The sequence below is a fragment of the Pseudomonas sp. FW305-70 genome (genome assembly GCF_058783925.1).
The window spans coordinates 13,855-32,802 of the sequence record NZ_JBYSYZ010000044.1; the positions used below are offsets into that span (position 1 = coordinate 13,855).

Sequence of the window (18,948 nt, forward strand, 5' to 3'; positions counted from 1 at the left end):
TGCGCTTGTTAATGCAAACCAGTTGCAGTTGAACAGGAAGACGATGAACTCGAAAAAAACCTGAATTTTATTTTGAAATTATTTCCTGGCTGCCATCGCCAAGGGTGCGCACGGCCACCGGCAGAATGCTCGGCAAGGCCTTGAGCAGTGCGTCGGTGTTGTCGGACTTGAACACGCTGGTCAGGCGCAGATCGCCGACCGCTGCGCCGGCGACCTTGAGCGGTTTCTCCCGATAACGTGAAACCTGCTCGGCGACATCGGCCAGGCGGGCGTTGTTGAACACCAGTTTGCCGCTGCGCCAGGCAGTCATTTCCGCCGGGTTGACGGCGTAGGCGGCCGCGACCTTGCCCTGGGCATCGACGTGGGTGCCCAGGCCCGCTGTCAGATGGATGAAATCGTGATCGGCAGCCTCGCGCCCCTGGACCTTGACCGTGCCCTGCTCCACCACCACCCGGGTTTCGCTGGCGCCACGGCGTACGTCGAACCGGGTGCCGGTGACCGTGACCTTGCCGCTGCCCGACTCGACCACAAAGGGACGGCGGGTGTCGTGCGCGACGCTGAACATCGCTTCGCCTTCGCTCAGTTCAACGTGGCGTTGACCCTGTTCAAAACGCACCTGAATCCGGCTGCGGCTGTCCAGATCAACCGCCGAACCGTCCGGCAAGGCCACATGGCGCCGCTCATTCAGGGCCGTTGAAAACTCGGCCGTGTAAGGCGCCGGATGATTCAGGCTGCTGAACAGACCCAGGCCGAGCGCCACCGCGAGCACGCTGGCGGCTACCGCGTAACGCAGCACCGGACGAGGTTTTTTCAGGGCTGGCGGGGTTTCACACAAGGCACGCAAACGCGTCGCTGGCAGCAAATCGGCGGCGCGCCACACGCCCTGAAGCACTTCGAATTCGTTTCGGTGTTGGGGGTGTTCGTCCAGCCAGGCCTGAAACCGGCGACGCACTTCGACATCGACGACAGGTTCCTGCAAACGTACAAACCATAGCGCCGCGTCATCGCGAACCGTTGTTTGCCCGCACGCACAATCACGAGTATCCATCATGGAAGTTCCTGTCTGGCTGGGGAGGAGATGGCGCGACAGATCATGACTGCAACCCGTCCAGGCGATCACGCAGGTGCCGAAGCGTGCGGATCATATACTTTTCCACCATGTTCTTGGACAGCCCCAGGCGTTCGGCGATTTCGGCCTGGGTCAGGCCCTCGATTTTCTGCCAGACAAACACCTTGCGGCAGTTGACCGGCAACTCGCAGAGCGCCCGTTCGATGGAATCGGCCAGCTGGATCGCGTGCATGAAATGCTCCGGGTCGCCGCTCGGCGACTCACTGAGATCGATCGCCTCTGACTCCATGGCGCCCCGCCGGTCCTCACGCCGATAACCATCCACGGCAATGTTGCGCGCGGTCTGGTGCAAATACGCCCGGGGCTGTTCAACCCGCGCCGAATCGGACTCAAGCACCCGCACAAAGGTATCGTGGGCCAGGTCCTCGGCCTGCTGACGATTCCTCAGGCGACGGGTCCAGGTACCAACCAACTCTTCGTAATGCTCGAAAAAGCCGTGTCTGCGGGGCAGCTTGAGGGTCATTGCGGTGTGCTGTGAAAACGGGCGTGAATAATAATGCTTCTTATTAAACCAAAGCAATCGCTTGCCGCCTCAAACGCGCTCCCTGTAGCCCGAATCGCAAAAAGGCCGCTGATTGCTCAGCGGCCTTGTTCAATCCGACGGGTTAGTCCGCCTGGCAGATGCCCTCGAAGCCGTCATTCACAGGTCGGTAATTTCCTTGTGGCGAGGCACCAGCATCTTCATCACACTCCACGCCACCAGATAGGCCAGCGCGCAGACGGCGAACATGATCATGTAGCCGGTACGGATTTCACCCACCGATTTGTAGTAGTCGAACACCCAGCCACCGATCTTGGTCAGCAAGACGCCGCCCAACCCACCCGCCATACCGCCAATGCCGACCACGGATGCGACGGTCTTTTGCGGAAACATGTCGGACACCGTGGTGAAGATGTTGGCCGACCAGGCCTGATGCGCCGACGCGCCCACACCAATCAGCAACACCGGTACCCAGACACTGATGTGACCCAATGGCTGCGCCAACAGCACGACCAACGGGAAAACGGCAATCACCAGCATGGCTTTCATGCGGCCGTCATACGGCTTGTCGCCACGTGCCATGAAATAGCTGGGGAACCAGCCGCCGCCAATACTGCCCACCATGGTCATGCTGTACAGCACGGCCAGTGGCACCACGATTGCTGCGCCTTTGAGGCCGTACTGCTCCGACAGGTAGGTCGGAAGCCAGAACAGAAAGAACCACCACACACCGTCGGTCATGAACTTGCCGAAGGCGAACGCCCAGGTCTGGCGGTATTTCAGCAATTGGAACCACGAAACCTTTTTGCCGACGCCCGTCTGCACAGCGGCGCTGGCGGGGGAATCACTGCGGATGTGCGCCAGTTCCTGCGCCGACAGGCGCTTCTGCTGCTCCGGCTTGTCGTACAGCACCAGCCATACGCCCATCCAGATAAAGCCCAGCATGCCGATCACGATGAACGCTGCCTGCCAGCCCCACAGGGCAGCAATCAGCGGCACCGAAATGGGTGCCAGGATCGCGCCGACGTTGGCCCCGGAGTTGAAGATCCCGGTGGCGAAGGAGCGTTCTTTCTTCGGGAAATACTCAGCGGTGACCTTGATTGCGGCCGGAAAGTTGGCCGATTCACCGACCGCCAGCACGGCGCGCGACAGCATGAAGCCGGCGATCGAGACAGGGATGACCGCAATACCCAGCGCGGCACAGATGGCGGCGATACCCTCGCCCATGGGTTCTGCAAAGGCGTGCATGACGGCGCCGGTCGACCAGACACAAATCGCCACCACAAAAGCAGCCTTGGTGCCGATCTTGTCGACCACACGGCCCGCGAACAGCATGGAAATCGCGTAGGTGAACTGGAAGACGGCGGCAATGTTGGCGTAATCGGTGTTGCTCCAGCCAAATTGCCTCGACAGCTCCGGCGCCAGCAGGCTGAGCACCTGGCGGTCGAGGTAATTGACGGTGGTTGCAAAAAACAACAATGCACAAATGGTCCATCGGTATTTACCGACAGACTGGCTGACGCGTTGCGCAGTAATGGGCTCGTTGAGGTTCATGGCATCACTTTATTGTAGATTTTTGGTGATGATCTCTCGGTGTAAAACGAGATCGATTGGGCCGCCGGGCTTCACTTCAATGCATCGGTCCACGACGAAACGGGCCATTTTCCGCCGAGGGATTGGGCCAACTGATTTCGGACAACTCATCAGACAACTCACTGGGAAACAGCGACTGATTGCTCAGCCTGCGTTTCTCCCGCGAGTCAGTGACGGGTTGTCACGGGTAACGGGCGCAAGGGTGTGTGGACATAGAAGCCGGTGGCTGAACACGAGAACTTCGGGGGCGAGAGGGAGGCGATTGGATTCATGTTGGGGTCGACACTCTTTTTATTTTTAGTTTGGACGTGCATGTCATATGTCGTCGTATGACTTAAGCGATTTATAGCCAGTCCCATGGGCCACTGTCAACAAGAAAACTCCTTAGACCTGAACGGCCTGACCGCCCTGAAAATGCGACATATAATCGAATAAACCCGTAAAACAGGCTCCTGGACACAGGTACCGCGACGCGTCGCTTGCTCCCTTGTCAGTTTTGAAAGGGGGTCATCGACCCTTCATTGTTGTACGACGACCTATAGCAAAACAGTCAGAATCCGCCCGACTACGCTCAATCAGGCACAGATCCAAAGGTTTTTGGCAGGAATCCCAATGCAGCCATTCACCGGCTGTAGCAAAGTGCAGGCATGGCTGTTATCGGCTTTTCCGAAGGAACCCAGAATGTTCACCTCCCTTGCATTGCGAAACAGAAAACCGCTGGCCCGTCTCGCCCTGGCTATCACGCTGGGCACGCTCGGCCTGCCTTACTGGGCGGGCAATGCCCAGGCCCATGGCGGTCATGCCGACATGGTGCCGCTGCAAGAGGGTCTGGAGGCCTTTGGTGCCACGGTGAAATGGGACGACTACGCCAACCTGTTCACCATTGCCAAGGACGGGGTCTATCTCAAGGTCAAGCCCGACAGCAAAGTGGCCATGCTCAACGGCAAGCGCATCGAGCTGACGGTGCCGGTGGTGTTCAAGGACCATAAGGCGTTCATGTCCACCGACTTCATCAACCAGGTGTTCCAGTCCGGGCTGGACAAGACCTTCGTCGTCGAGACCCGCCCCAACCCGCTCAATCCCCTGAGCGCCGCCGAAATCACCACGGCCGTGGACATCGTCAAGAAATCGGACAACTACAAGCCCGGTTTCCGTTTCACCGAAGTCTCGGTCAAGGCGCCGCCCAAGGATCAGGTATGGAACTTCGCCCTCACCGGGCAGAACGTCGCCCAGCCACGCGAGGCCTCGATCGTGGTGCTCGACGGCAAACACGTGATCGAAGCGCTGGTGGATCTCGACACTAAGACTCTCAAGTCCTGGAAGCCGATCGAAGGCGCCCACGGCATGGTCTTGCTGGACGACTTCGCAACGGTGCAATCGGCCGTCGAGAGCAGCCCGGAATACGCCCAGGCCCTGGCCAAGCGCGGTATCAACGACGTGAAGAAGGTCGTGGCGACGCCCCTGACCGTCGGTTACTTCGACGGCAAGGACGGCCTGGCGCAGGACAAGCGCCTGCTGAAAATCGTCAGCTACCTCAACACCGGTGACGGCAACTACTGGGCGCACCCGATCGAGGGCCTGGTGGCGATTGTCGACCTGGAACAGAAGAAGCTGATCAAGATCGAAGACGACGCGCTCATTCCGGTGCCGATGAAACCGACGCCGTATGACGGGCGCGGACGCCAGGGTGTCGCAGTCAAGCCGCTGGAAATCATCGAACCCGAGGGCAAGAACTACACCATCAGCGGCAACAGCATTCACTGGCAGAACTGGGACTTCCACGTTCGCCTCGATTCGCGGGTCGGCCCGATCCTGTCCACCGTCACCTACGACGACAAGGGCAAGAAACGCAAGATCATGTACGAAGGCTCGCTGGGCGGCATGATCGTGCCTTACGGCGACCCGGACATCGGCTGGTACTTCAAGGCCTACCTCGACTCCGGCGACTACGGCATGGGCACCCTGACCTCGCCGATCGCCCGCGGCAAGGACGCCCCGCAAAACGCCGTGCTGCTGGACGCCACCATCGCCGACTACACCGGTGCACCGACCGCGATCCCCCGCGCCATGGCGGTGTTCGAGCGCTACGCCGGGCCCGAGTACAAACACCAGGAAATGGGCCAGCCCAACCTCAGCACCGAGCGTCGTGAACTGGTGGTGCGCTGGATCAGCACCGTGGGCAACTACGACTACATCTTCGACTGGGTCTTCCAGCAGAACGGCACCATCGGCATCGACGCCGGCGCCACCGGCATCGAAGCGGTCAAGGGCGTGAAGTCCAAAACCATGCACGAAGACACCGCCAGGGAAGACACGCGCTACGGCACCCTGCTCGATCACAACATCGTCGGCACCACGCACCAGCACATCTACAACTTCCGCCTCGACATGGACGTGGACGGTGAGCAGAACTCACTGGTGGAAGTGAACCCGGTGGTGCTGCCCAACGACCGTGGCGGCCCGCGCACCAGCACCATGCAGACCGAAACCAAAGTGGTCGGTACCGAGCAACAGGCGGCGCAGAAATTCGACCCGTCGACCGTGCGCCTGCTGACCAACTTCAGCAAGGAGAATAAGGTCGGCAACCCGGTTTCCTATCAACTGATTCCGTACGCCGGCGGCACCCACCCGGTGGCCAAGGGCGCCAACTTCGGCAAGGACGAATGGCTCTACCACCGCCTGAGCTTCATGGACAAGCAGCTGTGGGTGACCCAATACAATCCCGAGGAAAAGTACCCGGAAGGCAAGTACCCGAACCGCTCGGACAAGGACTCGGGCCTGGGGCAGTTCACCCAGGACAACCACTCCATCGAAAACACCGACGACGTGGTCTGGCTGACCACCGGCACCACCCACATCGCCCGCGCCGAGGAATGGCCGATCATGCCGACCGAGTGGGTGCATGTGCTGCTCAAGCCATGGAACTTCTTCGATGAAACGCCGACCTTGAACCTCAGCACCCCGAAGTAAACGGTAAACGCAATACCTGTGGGAGCGGGCTTGCTCGCGAAGGCGTCGTTTCAGTCGACATCAATGTCAATGACATACCGCCTTCGCGAGCAAGCCCGCTCCCACAGGGTTAATCAGTGTTCAGGCAAGTCCATCAGTGTGTCAGGCGTCATCCCGATCGTTGATCCTCTACCCAAGCGCATCAATCCGGTCCAGCGCCTGGTTCACCGCCAGCTCCCCCAACAGAATCACTTGCGCGATGCCCAGCAGGGTATTGCGACTCGTCCCCTCCGTACGATCCGCCAGATCCATGGTCATGACGTTGGCCGACGCCAGTGACTCGCAGGCATGGGCCAGCAGGGTTGCGGCATGGAGGTCCTTGTTGACGATAAACATGGTGCAAAGCTTGCGTGGGGTGGCGCGGATGTCGGCGGCTGAGGGGATACGTTCAGACGGCTCGTGAAGTGTATTTGAATCCAGGGTTTCTGAAGGCGTTTCCGGATCGGTTTCCGGTGGGTTAGGTGTCGGTTTGAACATAGATGAAACTCCATATGGGATTGATGGAGTCATCACCCTCGCTACCAAACGAATGGTGGTGACCATACGAAGGTTGGTAGACCCGCCCATATGGCAAACCCGGCGCACCCGAGGGTGCCCTGCGCATGGTCACCATTGATACAAGTGCCGTAGAAATGCACCTGTAAATGATGACGCTATACGCCATATGAGAACGGGCTACCAAACCCGATCGCTGTTTTTACAGCGACCGGCAAACGATAAAACCCAGCCTCAAGGCGCACAAGCCGGCGGATTCTGGGGTATGTGTAGGCAACGACGCAAGGCGCTGTGGCTTTCACGAAGTAACCTTGAGAGCTTTTAAACAAGCATGTTTTACGTTCTGCAGTAGCGCACGACCCGAACGATTTAACCCTGCCAAAAAGCAGCCGCGGCACTGGGCGCCGACAAGATAACGAACGGTCCTACAGGTTAGATGCGTCAACACCCGGAAGCATCCTACGCACCCCGCAGAAGCATCCGTGGAACCTCTTCGATGAAACGCCGACGCTCAAGCGCACAAATCCCTGTGAGAGCGGGCTTGCCCGCGATGACGGAGTGTCAGTCGATAGCATTGTTATCTGACACACCGCTATCGCGGGCAAGCCCGCTCCCACAGGGATTTCCTAATCTTTGAGCCGAGCATCAGGCATACCGCTTGCGATACTCCCCCGGCGCAATGCCGAAACGCGATTTGAACGCGGTGGAGAAGTAGCTCGAATCGGAAAACCCCCACGAATACCCCAGCACCGACAACTTCTGCTCCGTGCCCGATTGGCGCAGGGATTCGGCGCACAGGTCCAGGCGACGGTTCTTGATGTAGCGCGCCACCACCAATCCCTTCTTGGCAAACATCCGGTACAGGCCGCGAGTGGACATGCCGACTTCCCGCGCCAGCCATTCCGGGCACAGGTCTTCGGAGCGAATGTTTTCGTCGATACAGGTGAGCGTCTTGCGGAAGATCCGCTCATGGGCATCGGTGCAATCGTCAACCTGGCTGATCGCCGGGCGCAGCAGGCTGACGATCGCCTCCAGGGTCGCTTCGCTTTCCTGGCGGGTCAGGTGCTGCTGGCGGGTGGCGTCGAGGATCAACCGGTGCGAGAGCATGGCGATGGGCGAGGTCGCGGCAATCCGGTGGCCGCACTTGACCGGGTTGAAGCGCAGGGTTTGCTCGACCAGTTGATACGGCAGGATCAGCGACAACTGCCGAGAGTTTTCGCCGTAGGTGAAATCGCTGGGGCGCGAGGCATCGATCAGCGTGATATCGCCGGGGGACAGCATGACCTTGTCGTCGCCCTGGGCCATGCCCGCCGTGCCCTCGAGCTGGAACACCGCGAAATACTTGCCGCCCTCGCCCGCCGCGACTTCCTGGGGCGTACGGTACAACCGCGCCTGGCACACGTCGACGAAACTGAGTTTGAGCGCATCGCTCTGGTATTCGCGGATGCGCCCGGCAAACTCGCTGCCCAGGGGTTGTGCGTTGAAGGCGCCACAGATCTGGTTGATCTGATGGATCCACTGGTCGAACCCATCCTGGCGTTGTGCTGTTGTAGAAATCATGTCAGGCCTCACGCAGGCTTATTTTTATTGTCTACGTCAATCCACACGACACCGGATGCTTCGAGTCTCCTGAACCGCACCACTCCCTGAACAGTGACGTGCTACTTCAGTCCGCCAAACCGCCGATAGAAGCTTTCACCGACATCCGGCAACGGGCCGTCGGCCGTTTCCAGTGCAGCGTTCAGCCATTCTTCGGCCTTGGCGTAGATCAAACGGTAAATGTTGCGGCACAACTGGCGGGCGGCGCGGCCTTCCCAATCGCCGGGCAGCAACTCGTCCGGCAGTTGCGGGTCGCGCAGCAGCAGCTTGCGGTACTCGTGAATCAACAGCACCCGCGCCAGGAAGCAGTCGGCCGGTTGCAGGTTTTCCTGCTCGCGCAGGGCTTGCCACAGCGGCCGGAACAACTGGATGAACTCGCTGTAGTGCGCGGCCAGCTCCTCGATGTTCCAGCTCTCGCGTACCTGCAGGCGCAGGGCCTTGGAGGCCAGGACGTCCTGGGCGGTGGTTTCGAAGACGATGGTGTCCTCCTGGGCGCCGAGGTCGAGCAGGGTCGCGTTGACGTCGGACCGGTCGCTGCGCGGACAGGCCAGCACCACCGGCGAAATCGCGCCGAAGCCTTGCCATTCCAGTTCCTCGCGCACCTGTTTGCGTTTGTCCTGGGTCAGTTGCGAGAGCATCACCAGGCACCAGGAACCATCCCAGGCCGGCATCGTGGTGCTGTAGACCCGTTTGAAGGCCTTGTCGAAACGGCGACGGCCGGTGCCGGTCAGGCTGTAGTAACTGCGGCGACCGACTTTCTCGGCGGTCAGCCAGCCTTCCTTGGTCAGGCGAAAAATCGAAGTGCGGATCAGCCGTTCGTTGATGCCGATGGGTTCGAGCAACTGAATCAGGCTGCCCAGCCACACGGTGCCGCCATGGGGTTCGATGGCATCCCCGTACAACGTGATGATCAAGGAACTGGCGCGGATCGGCGTCTGCTCCTGGAAGCGGGTAATCAGGTGGTTCAAGGGAGTCAGGGACGACATGGGCGTTCCGTGCAAAAAAAGAAAAGGAATATACCGAAAGCTAAGGGGTTAATCCCAATCCCTTGTAGGAGCGAGCCTGCTCGCGATGGTGTGTCAGTCGACACCAAGGTAGCTGACCCACCATCGCGAGCAGGCTCGCTCCTACAGTAGGGGACGGTGTTCACAAAGTGCTGCCTTTTGGCCGCAACCCACTGTCACTGATACGCGGGCGATCCGGTTCCGGTTCGCTCAGCGGTTCGCACACCTGCATCTGCTCGAGGCAACGCTGGGCCAGTTGCTGATACTCCCGGGTGCCGGCCTGTTTCCACGCCACTTCCTGATCGCTGAGGCTGCGCTTGATGCTGGCCGGTGCGCCCATGACCAGCGACTGTTCCGGGCATTCGAAACCGGCCTTGACGAACGCCGCCGCCGACACGAATGAACGCGGGCCGATCCGGGCGTTGTCCATCACCACCGCATTCATGCCCACCAGCGCATCGGCGCCGATCCGGCACCCGTGCAGCACCGCGCCGTGGCCGATGTGGCCGTTGCGCTCCACCACCGTGTCGCTGTCGGGGAAACCGTGCATCACGCAGGTGTCCTGCAGGTTGGCGCCCTCCTCCAGCACGATCCGCCCGAAGTCCCCGCGCAGGCTGGCCAACGGCCCTACATAGCAATGCGGGCCGATGATCACATCGCCGATCAATACGGCAGAAGGGTGCACATAAGCACTGGGGTCAACCACCGGAGTCAGGCCATCAAGGCAGTAGCAGGTCATGGCAGGTTCCTTCACAAAGCGATGCAAATAATGGCTTACTTTGTATCACATCATTTTTACCAGCACAAAGGCTAAAAACCGTATCACTTGACGCCCACCTTTCCGACGCAGGCTAACGCGCCTCTAGAAACCCTAATAAACCCAATAAATTCAGGGCAAAACCCGTTATCAGCGCCCCATGAACAGAAAGGAATAAAATCGAAAACCTCACAATTAAGACACATTAAATCCATTTAAGTATTGCATTTGCGTATCACGTTGCAGTTATACTTGGGCAAAACCGGCCCCTGAGGCCGATCCAATAACGAGCCGGCACCACGCCGAGCGTGCACCCTGAGGGCATCCGCCATGCCTCTGACCCTTGCCGTCGAATTGATCGAGCCTGGCGTCCGCCTGATTACCCTGCAGCGCCCGCAAGCCCTGAATGCCTTGACCACCGAGTTGCTGGGCGAACTGGCCGCTGAACTGAACGCAGCACAAGCCGACCCCGACACCCGCGCCGTGGTCCTCACCGGCGGCCGCAAGGCCTTCGCCGCCGGCGCCGACATCAAGGAAATGGCCGAACGCAACCTGGTCGGCATCCTCGACGACCCGCGCCAGGCCTCGTGGCAAACCATCACCCGTTTCAACAAACCGCTGATCGCCGCGGTCAACGGCTTCGCCCTCGGCGGTGGCTGCGAACTGGCGATGCACGCCGACATCATCATTGCCGGGGAAGACGCGCGCTTCGGCCAGCCGGAAATCAACCTCGGGATCATGCCCGGCGCTGGCGGCACCCAGCGATTGCTGCACGCCGTTGGCAAATCCATGGCCATGCAGATGGTCCTCACCGGCGAGCCGATCGACGCCCGCCAGGCCCAACGCGCCGGCCTGGTCAGCGAAATCACCCAACCGGAGTTCACCGTCGATCGCGCCCTGCACATCGCCCGCAGCATTGCGACCAAGGCGCCACTGGCCGTACGCCTGGCCAAGGAAGCGCTGCTCAAGGCCATGGACACCGACCTGGCCAGCGGCCTGCGCTTCGAGCGCCACGCCTTCACCGTGCTGGCCGGCACCCGCGACCGCGACGAAGGCATTGCGGCCTTCCAGGAAAAACGCGCGCCGACCTTCACCGGCCAGTAATTAAACGAATTCGAACGACTGCCAAGAGAACGCCCAGACCATGAACTTCGAACACATCCTGTTTTCCATCGACGCCGGCGTCGCCCTGCTCAGCCTCAACCGGCCAGACCAGCTCAACAGCTTCAACACCCAGATGCACGGCGAAGTGAAAGAAGCACTCAAGCAAGTGCGGCAGAACCCGGACGTGCGCGTTCTACTGCTGACCGGTGAAGGTCGCGGCTTCTGCGCCGGGCAGGACCTGAGCGACCGCAATGTCGCGCCGGGCAGCGCCGTGCCGGATCTTGGCGAGTCCATCGAGAAGTTCTACAACCCGCTGATCCGCCAGTTGCGCGACCTGCCGCTGCCGGTGATCTGCGCGGTCAACGGCGTCGCCGCCGGTGCCGGCGCCAACATTCCGCTGGCCTGCGACCTGGTGCTGGCGGCGCGTTCGGCCAGTTTCATCCAGGCGTTCTGCAAGATCGGCCTGATTCCCGATTCCGGTGGCACCTGGACCTTGCCGCGCCTGGTCGGCATGGCCCGAGCCAAGGCTTTGGCCTTGCTTGGCAATCGCCTGAGCGCCGAACAGGCCGAACAATGGGGCTTGATCTACCAGTGCGTGGACGACGCCGACCTGCGCGACGAAGCGCTGAAACTGGCGCGCCACCTCGCCACTCAACCCACCTACGGCCTGGCGCTGATCAAACGCAGCCTCAACGCCAGCCTGAGCAACAGCTTCGACGAACAGCTGGAACTGGAGCGCGACCTGCAACGTCTGGCCGGGCGTAGCGAGGACTATCGCGAAGGCGTCGGCGCCTTCATGGAAAAACGCACCCCAAGCTTCAAGGGGCGCTGAGTCATGACCGCATTGAACACCTCTGCACGCATCGCCGTGATCGGCGCCGGGGCCATGGGCGCCGGCATCGCCCAGGTCGCCGCGCAAGCCGGCCATCCGGTGTTGCTGCTGGACAACCGTCCCGGTGCCGCCGCCCAGGCCATCGAAGGCATCGATCGACAACTGGGCAAACGAGTCGAAAGCGGCAAGCTGTCCGCCGAGTCACGCAGCGCAACCATTGCCCGCCTGCAAGCGGTGGAAGCCATCGAAGTCCTGGCCGATTGCGAGCTGATCATCGAGGCCATCGTCGAGAACCTCGAGGTCAAGCGGGCACTGTTCCGTCAGCTCGAAGGCATCTGCGGCGAGCACTGCATTCTCGCCAGCAACACCTCGTCGCTGTCGATCACCAGCATCGCCGCGCAGCTTGAACATCCAGAACGCTTGCTCGGCCTGCACTTCTTCAACCCGGCGCCGGTCATGGCGTTGGTGGAAATCGTTTCCGGCCTGGCCAGCAATCCCGTCCTGGCTGAGTGCCTGTACGACACCGCCAAGGCCTGGGGCAAAAAACCGGTGCATACCCGCTCCACGCCGGGCTTCATCGTCAACCGCGTGGCCCGGCCGTTCTATGCCGAAAGCCTGCGGATGCTGCAGGAAGGCGCGGCCGACTGCCCGACCCTGGATGTGCTGATGCGCGAAGCCGGCGGCTTTGCCATGGGCGCGTTCGAGTTGACCGATCTGATCGGCCACGACGTCAACTACGCCGTGACTTGTTCGGTGTTCGACGCTTATTACCAGGACACGCGTTTCCTGCCTCGCTGATCCAGAAAGAACTGGTGGACGGCGGCCGCCTGGGACGCAAGAGCGGCCAGGGCTTTTACAGCTACGCCCAAGGCGCGGAACGCCCGCAAGCGGCTGAAATCAGCAGCGATGCGAAAGTCGAGGTCTGTGCCGTGGAAGGCGACCTCGGTATTGCTCAAGGTTTGCTCGCACGCTTGCATGAACAAGGCGTCGAGATCGTCCAGCGTGATGGTCAAGGCTTGCTGCGGGTCGGTGACGCCGTGCTGGCCTTGAGCGATGGGCGCATGGCCTGCCAGCGGGCTCGCGAAGACGGGCTGCGCAACCTGATCCTGCTGGATCTGGCGTTCGATTACGCCAATGCCAAACGCATCGCCATCAGCCATGCGGCAGGCATCGATCCGCAGGCCCTCGAACAAGGCGTGGCCCTGCTGCAACGGGCCGGCCTCAAGGTCAGCCTGCTCAGCGACAGCCCGGCCCTCGCCGTCCTGCGCACCGTGGCGATGCTCGCCAACGAAGCCGCCGATGCCCTGCTACAGGGCGTCGCGTCGGCCGCCGATATCGATCTGGCCATGCGCGCCGGGGTCAATTATCCGCAAGGGCCGCTGGCCTGGGCCGATGCCATTGGCCTGTCGCACATTCTTCAAACGCTGGAAAACCTGCAAGCCAGTTACGGCGAAGAACGCTACCGGCCGTCGCTGCTGCTGCGCCGTCGCGTCGCCGAAGGGAGAAACTTCCATGACTAACCACGAAGCCATGACCCTGGCCAGTGAATGCGCGCAGTCGCTGTTCCAGCGCGACGCCGCCAGCCAGGCCATGGGCATGCGTCTGCTCTCGGCCGGCCCCGGTTGCGCCCGGGTCGGCATGACCGTGCGCGCCGACATGGTCCAGGGCCACGGCACCTGCCACGGCGGCTACCTGTTCGCCCTCGCCGATTCGGCGTTCGCCTTTGCCTGCAACAGCTACAACGAAGCCACCGTGGCCATCGGTTGCAGCATCGACTACATCGCCCCGGCCCGTCTGGGTGACACGCTGAACGCCGACTGCATCGAGCAGAGCCGCTCCGGGCGCACCGGCAACTACGACGTACGCATCGAAAACCAGCAGGGCCAGTTGATCGCCCTGTTCCATGGCAAATCCTACAAAGTGCGCGGCCCGGTGCTGACGCAGGAGACCCCTAATGAATGACGCCCTGATCATCGATGCCGTCCGCACCCCGATAGGCCGCTACGCCGGAGTCCTGAGCAGCGTGCGCGCCGACGACCTCGGTGCGGTGCCGCTGCGCGAACTGCTGCGCCGCCACCCGCAAGTCGACTGGAGCACAGTCGACGACGTGATCTACGGCTGCGCCAACCAGGCCGGCGAAGACAACCGCAACGTCGCGCGCATGTCGGCCCTGCTGGCCGGATTGCCGGTCAGCGTACCCGGCACCACGCTCAATAGGCTGTGTGGCTCCGGGCTGGATGCCATCGGCACCGCCGCCCGGGCGATTCGCAGCGGCGAAACCGGGTTGATGCTGGTCGGCGGCGTCGAATCGATGTCCCGCGCGCCGCTGGTAATGGGCAAGGCCGAGCAGGCATTTTCCCGTTCGGCGGAAATCTTCGACACCACCATCGGCTGGCGCTTCGTCAATCCGCTGATGAAAAAGGCCTACGGCATCGACTCCATGCCGGAAACCGCGGAGAACGTCGCCGAACAGTTCAACATCTCCCGGGCCGACCAGGACGCCTTCGCCCTGCGCAGCCAGCAGCGTGCAGCGGCCGCCCAGGCCAATGGGCGCCTGGCGAAGGAAATCGTCGCCGTGGAAATCCCGCAGCGCAAAGGCCCGGCCAAAGTGGTCGAGCACGACGAACATCCACGCGGCGACACCACGCTCGAACAGCTGGCCAAACTCGGCACGCCGTTCCGCGAAGGCGGCAGCATCACCGCCGGCAACGCCTCCGGGGTCAACGACGGCGCCTGCGCGCTGCTGCTGGCCAGCCCGCAAGTCGCCAAGCGCCACGGCCTGACCGCCCGTGGCCGGGTCGTGGCCATGGCCACCGCCGGCGTCGAACCACGGATCATGGGCATCGGCCCGGTCCCGGCTACGCGCAAGGTGCTGGAAGTGGCCAATCTGGGCCTGGCCGACATGGACGTGATCGAGCTCAACGAAGCGTTTGCCGCACAGAGTCTGGCGGTGCTGCGCGAGCTTGGCTTGAGCGACACCGATCCGAGGGTCAACCCCAACGGCGGCGCCATCGCCCTCGGCCACCCGTTGGGCATGAGCGGCGCGCGACTGGTGACCACCGCCCTGCATGAGCTTGAGGAACGTAACGGCCGCTACGCCCTGTGCACCATGTGCATCGGCGTCGGCCAGGGGATCGCGCTGATCATCGAGCGTCTACCCCACTAAAGAATCGCGATTCCCGAGGAGCCGAGAGGTATCCTTGGGGCATGCACTCAAAGCCCTTGTGCAAAAGGGCTGGAACACAAAAACAATTCGAGTGAACACATGAACATGCCAATTGCCCAAGCCGTGCTGAACCCTGTGCTGGACCCGCTGGAAACCGCCAGCATCGACGAACTGCGCCAGCATCAGCTCGAGCGCCTGCGCTGGAGCCTGAACCACGCCTACAACAACGTGCCGCTGTACCGTCAGCGTTTCGATGCGCTGGGCGTGCACCCGGACGACATCAAGTCCCTCGACGACCTGGCGAAATTTCCCTTCACCACCAAGTCCGACCTGCGCGACAACTACCCCTACGGCATGTTTGCCGTGCCGATGAACGACATCGTGCGCCTGCACGCGTCCAGCGGCACCACCGGCAAACCGACCGTGGTCGGCTACACCCAGAACGACATCGACACCTGGGCCAACGTGGTGGCCCGCTCGATCCGCGCCGCCGGTGGCCGCCGTGGCGACAAGGTGCACATCTCCTATGGCTACGGCCTGTTCACCGGCGGCCTCGGCGCCCACTACGGCGCCGAACGCCTCGGCTGCACGGTGATCCCGATGTCCGGCGGCCAGACCGAAAAACAAGTGCAACTGATCAAGGATTTCCAGCCGGACATCATCATGGTCACGCCGTCGTACATGCTCAACATCGCCGACGAAATCGAGCGCCAGGGCATCGACCCGCACAAACTGGCCCTGCGCCTGGGCATCTTCGGCGCCGAACCCTGGACCGCCGAACTGCGCAGCGCCATCGAAGCGCGCCTGGGCATCACCGCCCTGGACATCTACGGCCTGTCGGAAATCATGGGGCCAGGTGTCGCCATGGAATGTGCCGAAACCAAAGACGGCCCGACCATCTGGGAGGACCACTTCTACCCGGAAATCATCGACCCGGTCACTGGCGAGGTTTTGCCGGACGGCCAGATGGGCGAACTGGTGTTCACCTCCCTGAGCAAAGAAGCCCTGCCGATGATCCGCTACCGCACCCGCGACCTGACGCGCCTGCTGCCGGGTACGGCACGACCGATGCGCCGCATCGACAAGATCACCGGACGCAGCGACGACATGCTGATCATCCGCGGGGTCAACGTGTTTCCGACACAGATCGAGGAACAGGTACTCAAAGTCAAACAACTCGCCGAGTGCTATGAGATCCATCTGTATCGCAATGGCAACCTGGACAGCGTTGATGTGCATGTCGAGTTGAAGGCCGAGCACCAGCACCTGAGCGATGAACAGCAGAAGGCTGTTTGTGGGGAATTGAGCAAACACATCAAGACGTATATCGGGATCAGTTCACGGATTGTCTTGCAGCCTTTCCATTCGATCAAACGCTCGGAAGGCAAGGCTTGCCACGTGTTGGATAAACGTCCTAAAGCATGACTGCTGCACCTTTTATGGCCCCGCTTATTGCGGGGCTTTTTTTTTGGCCGGGCTTTACCGACTCTGGAGTCGAGCCCTATTCCTGTAGGAGCGAGCCTGCTCGCGAAGGCTTTGTGTCAGACGGCATGGATTTTTGAGGGTGTACATATCCGTTTCTGCGGTAACGGCCTCCTATGGTTCCGCTCTTACAGCGGGTCACTTTGAAAAGCCTGTAGGAGCGAGCTTGCTCGCGATGGAGGTCAACGATGATGCGGGGAGCCTGGCACCCCGCGGTGCCCTCAGGTTTTTCGCGAGCAAGCTCGCTCCTACAGAGCCCGCCGCCATCGGCCATCCATGGCCGGGGGCGGCTAACCCGGCATCCATGCCGGGTTGCCCACTGCGCAGAACCTGCGCTCGGCCTCACGAGGGGGCGTACACCGCAACAGCGTCCGAGGCGGCCTACCGGCCGGCCTGGTTGCTGGGTGCGTTCGTCTGTGATGTTCCTGGTCGACTGGCAGGTCGCTATCGCGAGCAAGCTCGCTCCCACAGGTACTCAGTACATCAGCAAGATTTCGGTCAGCTGGCAGGCCGTCTTCGCGAGCAGGCTCGCTCCCACAGTTGATCCGGGTATGCCTGCGAGAGATTGGTCGGCTGGCAGGCCGCCTTCGCGGGCAAGCCCGCTCCCACAATTTGAACGGTGGGCATCAGCAAGATCTTGGTCAGCTGGCAGGCCGTCTTCGCGAGCAGGCTCGCTCCCACAGAAGAGCAAAAGCAGAGCAGCCCACACCGCGCCGCTTCTCACCACTCATCAGGCCGAGCGTTAGCTCGCCTGCAGCTCTTGATCTTGATCCACCCGCCCCCTCGGCAGGCTGAGCGCAGGTGTTCATCCGGGGACGGGCGCGCAGCGCCGTTCGACGCAGTCGAACTCATTGCATGTAGGTCGAAGCGAAGCCGACCGGAGGGCAATGCCCCCGGATGGACACCGGAGCGAAGGAACCCCGAGCCTCAGCGAGGGGCCGTACGTTCGGGGCGAGCGTTTTTTTGGTTACTTTTTTTAGGCGCTTGTAAAAAAAGTGACTCGCCGTAAGGGCGAAACCGCCAGCCGCCATTACCGCAGGAATGGATATGTACGCGGCCAACAAAAGACAGGTCGGCTGTCAGGCCGCCTTCGCGAGCAGGCTCGCTCCCACAGGTGGCCCGCCCCAAAAAGCGACCATCCACCCAAAGCGATACAAAAAACAAATACGACACGTCATTTTGTGTTTGATATTAAATTCTGTATCGCTTATAAAGTCCCCATGCCCCAGAACAGATTCAAGGCGGGAACTCAAAAATGTACGCACAGCTCGTAGAAACAGGCGTAAAGCGCATCAAGAACCTCTCGGAAATGTCCGAACAGGAACGCGCCTTCCAGGAAAAAATCGATTCAGAAATCAAGATCGAAGCCAAGAACTGGATGCCAGATGCCTACCGCCAGACCCTGATCCGGCAGATCTCCCAGCACGCCCACTCCGAAATCGTCGGCATGCTGCCCGAAGGCAACTGGGTCACCCGCGCGCCATCGCTCAAACGCAAACTGCAACTGATGGCCAAGATCCAGGACGAAGCCGGCCACGGCCTGTACCTGTACAGCGCCATGGAAACCCTCGGCGCCGACCGCGATGAGGAAATCGCCAGGCTGCACAGCGGCAAAGCCAAGTACTCGAGCATCTTCAATTACCCGACACTTAACTGGGCCGACATGGGCGCGGTGGGCTGGCTGGTGGATGGCGCGGCGATCGTCAACCAGGTGGTGCTGCAGCGCACCTCCTACGGCCCGTACTCCCGGGCGATGATCCGCATCTGCAAGGAAGAGAGCTTCCACCAGCGCCAGGGCTACGAAATCCTCCTGACCATGATGCGCCACGGTAACCAGGCGCAAAAAGACATGGTCCAGGACGCGATCAACCGCCTGTGGTGGCCGTCGCTGATGATGTTTGGCCCAAGCGACGAACACTCGCCGAACAGCGCCCAGTCCATGGCCTGGAAAATCAAGCGCCAGAGCAACGACGAACTGCGCCAGCGCTTCATCGACCAGACCATCCCGCAGCTGGAATTGCTGGGTTGCACCTGCCCTGACCCGGACCTGAAGTGGAACGCCGAGCGCGGCCACTACGACTTCGGCGACATCCAGTGGAGCGAATTCTACGAAGTGCTCAAGGGCAACGGCCCGTGCAACCAGGAACGCGTCGCCACCCGCCGCAAGGCGATCGAAGACGGTGCCTGGGTTCGCGAAGCCGCCGTCGCCCACGCCCGCAAAAAACAAAACAAGAACGCCGCCTAAGACAACCGTACCCCCTGTAGGAGCGAGCTCGCTCGCGATGGTCGTCAACGTT

14 protein-coding genes and 1 pseudogene are annotated in these 18,948 nt (G+C 61.4%); 8 read left to right on the forward strand and 7 right to left on the reverse strand.

Going from position 1 to position 18,948, the window contains the following annotated elements:
- Window positions 1-67: 67 nt before the first annotated feature.
- The 3 genes from AC3WN7_RS24395 to AC3WN7_RS24405 form a co-directional block, all read right to left on the reverse strand.
- Window positions 68-1,051, reverse strand: a complete 984-nt coding sequence (locus AC3WN7_RS24395; protein ID WP_102675352.1) for a FecR family protein — start codon at window positions 1,049-1,051, stop codon at window positions 68-70.
- 40 nt (window positions 1,052-1,091) lie between these two features.
- Window positions 1,092-1,592: a sigma-70 family RNA polymerase sigma factor gene (locus AC3WN7_RS24400; protein WP_102675353.1), complete on the reverse strand. Its 501-nt coding sequence runs from the start codon at window positions 1,590-1,592 to the stop codon at window positions 1,092-1,094.
- Window positions 1,593-1,769: 177 nt separating this feature from the next.
- Complete coding sequence (locus AC3WN7_RS24405; RefSeq protein WP_095968056.1) at window positions 1,770-3,164, reverse strand: MFS transporter; 1,395 nt, start codon at window positions 3,162-3,164, stop codon at window positions 1,770-1,772.
- Window positions 3,165-3,884: 720 nt separating this feature from the next.
- On the opposite strand from AC3WN7_RS24405, the gene tynA reads away from it, so the two are divergent.
- Window positions 3,885-6,173, forward strand: a complete 2,289-nt coding sequence (tynA, locus tag AC3WN7_RS24410; RefSeq protein WP_102675354.1) for a primary-amine oxidase — start codon at window positions 3,885-3,887, stop codon at window positions 6,171-6,173.
- 168 nt (window positions 6,174-6,341) lie between these two features.
- Here tynA and AC3WN7_RS24415 read toward each other — a convergent pair whose 3' ends face one another.
- From AC3WN7_RS24415 to paaY, 4 genes are all read right to left on the reverse strand, one after another.
- Entirely contained in the window at window positions 6,342-6,689 is a 348-nt protein-coding gene (locus AC3WN7_RS24415; protein ID WP_102675355.1) for a DUF6124 family protein, read from the reverse strand.
- Window positions 6,690-7,352: 663 nt separating this feature from the next.
- The gene (gene feaR, locus AC3WN7_RS24420; protein WP_102675356.1) at window positions 7,353-8,267 is read right to left on the reverse strand and encodes a transcriptional regulator FeaR; all 915 of its coding nucleotides are present in this window, start codon (window positions 8,265-8,267) and stop codon (window positions 7,353-7,355) included.
- A gap of 101 nt (window positions 8,268-8,368) precedes the next feature.
- A complete protein-coding gene (gene paaX / locus AC3WN7_RS24425; RefSeq protein ID WP_007972019.1) occupies window positions 8,369-9,292 on the reverse strand; it encodes a phenylacetic acid degradation operon negative regulatory protein PaaX in 924 nt (307 codons plus the stop codon).
- A 160-nt stretch (window positions 9,293-9,452) separates the two neighbouring features.
- Window positions 9,453-10,049 carry a phenylacetic acid degradation protein PaaY gene (paaY, locus tag AC3WN7_RS24430; RefSeq protein ID WP_102675357.1) on the reverse strand — a complete coding sequence of 199 codons (597 nt, stop codon included), beginning with the start codon at window positions 10,047-10,049 and terminating at the stop codon, window positions 9,453-9,455.
- A 348-nt stretch (window positions 10,050-10,397) separates the two neighbouring features.
- On the opposite strand from paaY, the gene paaF reads away from it, so the two are divergent.
- The 7 genes and pseudogenes from paaF to paaA all read left to right on the forward strand — a co-directional run bounded on the left by paaF (window position 10,398) and on the right by paaA (window position 18,896).
- A complete protein-coding gene (paaF, locus tag AC3WN7_RS24435) occupies window positions 10,398-11,171 on the forward strand; it encodes a 2,3-dehydroadipyl-CoA hydratase PaaF (protein ID WP_095968052.1) in 774 nt (257 codons plus the stop codon).
- 40 nt (window positions 11,172-11,211) lie between these two features.
- Entirely contained in the window at window positions 11,212-12,003 is a 792-nt protein-coding gene (gene paaG, locus AC3WN7_RS24440) for a 2-(1,2-epoxy-1,2-dihydrophenyl)acetyl-CoA isomerase PaaG (RefSeq protein WP_007972022.1), read from the forward strand.
- A gap of 3 nt (window positions 12,004-12,006) precedes the next feature.
- Window positions 12,007-13,523 (forward strand): annotated as a pseudogene (gene paaH, locus AC3WN7_RS24445) (3-hydroxyacyl-CoA dehydrogenase PaaH).
- Window positions 13,516-13,965 carry a hydroxyphenylacetyl-CoA thioesterase PaaI gene (paaI, locus tag AC3WN7_RS24450; RefSeq protein WP_007972024.1) on the forward strand — a complete coding sequence of 150 codons (450 nt, stop codon included), beginning with the start codon at window positions 13,516-13,518 and terminating at the stop codon, window positions 13,963-13,965. Before paaH ends, paaI begins: the two are co-directional and overlap by 8 nt.
- Complete coding sequence (pcaF, locus tag AC3WN7_RS24455) at window positions 13,958-15,169, forward strand: 3-oxoadipyl-CoA thiolase (RefSeq protein WP_095968050.1); 1,212 nt, start codon at window positions 13,958-13,960, stop codon at window positions 15,167-15,169. Before paaI ends, pcaF begins: the two co-directional genes overlap by 8 nt.
- Window positions 15,170-15,268: 99 nt before the next feature.
- Window positions 15,269-16,594 carry a phenylacetate--CoA ligase PaaK gene (gene paaK, locus AC3WN7_RS24460; protein WP_095968049.1) on the forward strand — a complete coding sequence of 442 codons (1,326 nt, stop codon included), beginning with the start codon at window positions 15,269-15,271 and terminating at the stop codon, window positions 16,592-16,594.
- A gap of 1,312 nt (window positions 16,595-17,906) precedes the next feature.
- Window positions 17,907-18,896 carry a 1,2-phenylacetyl-CoA epoxidase subunit PaaA gene (gene paaA, locus AC3WN7_RS24465; RefSeq protein WP_102675359.1) on the forward strand — a complete coding sequence of 330 codons (990 nt, stop codon included), beginning with the start codon at window positions 17,907-17,909 and terminating at the stop codon, window positions 18,894-18,896.
- The last annotated feature ends 52 nt before the right edge of the window (window positions 18,897-18,948 follow it).